This window comes from Sphingobium ummariense RL-3 (assembly GCF_000447205.1).
In the GTDB taxonomy this organism is placed as follows: domain Bacteria; phylum Pseudomonadota; class Alphaproteobacteria; order Sphingomonadales; family Sphingomonadaceae; genus Sphingobium; species Sphingobium ummariense.
In genome coordinates this window covers 1-2,941 of sequence record NZ_AUWY01000093.1, presented here as the reverse complement: position 1 = coordinate 2,941, position 2,941 = coordinate 1, and the positions used below count along the sequence as shown (strand labels likewise).

1 protein-coding gene and 2 pseudogenes are annotated in these 2,941 nt (G+C 69.3%); all 3 read right to left on the bottom strand.

From position 1 onward, the window contains the following. Positions 1-757 (bottom strand): annotated as a pseudogene (locus M529_RS38065) (HlyD family type I secretion periplasmic adaptor subunit); the annotation flags it as partial. Next, positions 754-2,481 (bottom strand): ATP-binding cassette domain-containing protein, encoded by a 1,728-nt coding sequence (locus M529_RS38060; protein WP_021318533.1) that lies wholly within the window; start codon positions 2,479-2,481, stop codon positions 754-756. The gene M529_RS38060 and the pseudogene M529_RS38065, both read right to left, overlap by 4 nt. Then, positions 2,478-2,941: pseudogene (locus tag M529_RS0124760) on the bottom strand (TolC family protein); the annotation flags it as partial. The pseudogene M529_RS0124760 and the gene M529_RS38060, both read right to left, overlap by 4 nt.

The window sequence follows — 2,941 nt, the reverse complement described above, 5'->3', positions numbered from 1 at the left end:
GGGCCAGCCAGTCGCGCTTCTGCTGCATCGCGCTCGCCTGCGCTTCGGCCAGGGTCGAATGAGCGCGGCCCACCGCCGCCGCCGCCGCCGCCGCCTCGCTGGTCGACACGCTATAGGAATTCTCCGCCTGCAGCAGCGACCGGCGCGGCTCGATCCCTTCCCGCACCAGCGGCCGGATCAGGTCCAGGTCGGCGCGCGCCGTTTCGCGGTTGGAAATGCGCGACTGCTCGGATGCATTTGCCTCGGCGATGGCGCGCTGCGCCTGGGCGATGCGGGCGGCGCCGACGCTGGTCAGGCTGGCGAGCTCGGCCATGCGCGATTGGTAGAGGCTTTGCTCCACCGCGATCTGGCTGGCCATGGCGGCATCGCGGGGCGGGGGGAAGCGAGGGGTCCGGCCCGTGATCTCCGCCTCCAGCCGCGCGATCTTGAGGCCGAGGGCGTCGCTGCTCGTCCGATTGCTCGCCAGCTCCGCGCCGGTCTGGATGGGGCTCAGCCGTACCAGCGGCGCGCCCGCCTTCACATCCTGCCCGGTGCGGACCAGGATGCGCTCCAGCACCCCGCCCTCCAGGTTGGAGATGATCTGCAGCTGCGAACTCGGGATCACCTTGCCGGTTGCGCGGACGGTGCGGTCGATCTCCGTCAGCCACGCCCAGAGCAGGAAGAGCGCCAGGAACAGGGCGATGGCCCACAGGAAGATATTGGCCGGGATGGCCGGCTTGATATGGCCGTCGGCCGCCGGGCGCACGGTCATCTTCATGCCACCTTCCCTCCGCGCAGCCGTTGCAGGATGGTCTCGCGCGCGCCGTCCGCGACGATCCGCCCGCGATCCAGCACCACGACCCGCTCGACCAGGCGCAGCAGCGACAGGCGGTGGGTGATCAGCAGCAGCGTGCGCCCTTCCACTTCCGGCTGCATCCGGCCGATCAGGTCGGTCTCGCTTTGCCCATCCATGGCGCTGCTCGGCTCGTCGAAGACCAGTATCGGCGGCCGCCCCGCCAGCGCGCGGGCGATGGAGATGGACTGGCGCTGCCCGCCCGACAGCCCGTCGCCCCGATCGGCCAGCCGCAGGTCGTATCCATTGGCGATCTGGCCCATGAAGGCATGGGTGCCGCTCAGCGACGCCGCGCGGATCATCTCGTCATGGTCGACATCCGGCCGCTCGACGCAGATATTGTCGCGCACCGATCCCGCGATCAGCACATTGTCCTGCATCGCTGCGCCGATGCAGCGCCGCAGCGCCCCGGGATCGAACTGGCGCACGTCGGTGCCGTCGATCATCACCACGCCCTCCTGCGGCTCGTACAGGCCCAGGATCAGGCGGGCGAGGGTCGACTTGCCCGATCCGACCCGGCCCAGGAAGCCGACCCGCTCGCCCGCTGCGATCGTCAGGCTGATCTGGTCCAGCGCCTTTTCCGCGGCATTGGGATAGCGGAAGGCGACACTGCGCAGTTCGATCCGGCCTTCGATCCGGGCGGGATGCAGCGCTTCCCCGGCCGGTCCCTCGTCCGGCATCTGCATCAGCGCGTTGATCTGGCGATAGGCGATCCGCGTCGCTGACAGGCGCGACAGCAGCGTCGCGATCTGCGCCAGCGGGGCGATCACCCGGCCGCACAGGACGGAACAGGCCAGCAGCACGCCGGTCGTGATCTCATGGTTGCGCAGCAGCCCGACGCCGACGATGATGATGCCGCAATAGGCGATGGTGTTGGCGCTGCTCGCAGTGGTCACCGCGATCGACGCCGTCAGCCGCTGGCCGAGCGAACTGTGGGCATGGCTCCGCAGCGCCGACCGCCAGCGTTCGGCCAGCATCGGCCCGGCTCCGATCGCCTTCACCGTCTCCAGGCTGCCGACCGTCTCGACGAGCACCGACTGCTTGCGCAGCCCGTCGCCCAGGCTCTTCGCGGACAGCCGGTCCAGCGCCGGGTTGGTCAGCAGCGCCGCCAGCACCACCACCGGGATCATCGCCAGCGGGGGAAGGACCAGCACGCCCCCCAGCAGCGCGATGACCGCCAGGGTCAGCAGGATGAAGGGCACGTCGATGATCGCGGTGAGCGTGGCCGACGCGAAGAAGTCGCGCAGCGTCTCCAGTTCCCGCATCAGCCCGGTCAGCGTGCCGGTGGACGCGGGGCGCCGGTCCAGCCGCATCGCCAGCAGCTTGGCGAACAGCGTGTCGCCGACCTCATAGTCGATGTTCGCGCCGGCGATGTCGACGAAATAGACGCGCAGCAGCCGCAGCACGAAATCGAACAGCACGACGATGGCCAGGCCGATGCTCAGCCCGACCAGGGAGGAGGAGGCGTCGTTGGGGATGATCCGGTCATAGACGGTCATGGTGAAGAGCGACGCCACCAGCCCGAACAGGTTGATCATCGCCGCCGCGACGGCGACCTTCAGATAGGTTCCCCGATTCTCGAGCATCGGCTCGATCAGCCAGGGCGCGAAGCGCTCCCGGGCGGCGGCGATCAGCGGCTGGTCGGTCACGGGCTTGCGATCCTGTCGGAAGGGGGGACCGCTATCGAAAGGTCCGCCAGCAGCCGCCCCGTCTTCGCCAGCAGGGCGAAGCGCGAAACGTCCCGCTCGGCGAGCGTCTGGATAAAGGTCGTGATGGAAAAGAAGTAATTGTCCTCGACATAAAGCAGGTCATAGACCGTGCCCTGCGATGCCGCGAACCGCGCGGCGATGACGTCGCGCGTATCCCGGTTGGCCAGATAGCTCGCCTGCGCCGCGGTCAGCTGGGCTTCCAGCCCGCGCAGGTCCGCCAGCGCCATCTGCGCGTCGCGCAGCGCCTCCTGGCGGACGCGCGCAGCATAGGCGTCGGCGGCTTGGGCCCGCGCGGTTGCCTGGTCGGCCTTTGCGTTGATGCCGGCGCCCAGCTGCGCGCGCACGATGATGCGGCCGCGAATGTCGTAGTCGCCCGGATTCTCGAACACGCCGTAACGGC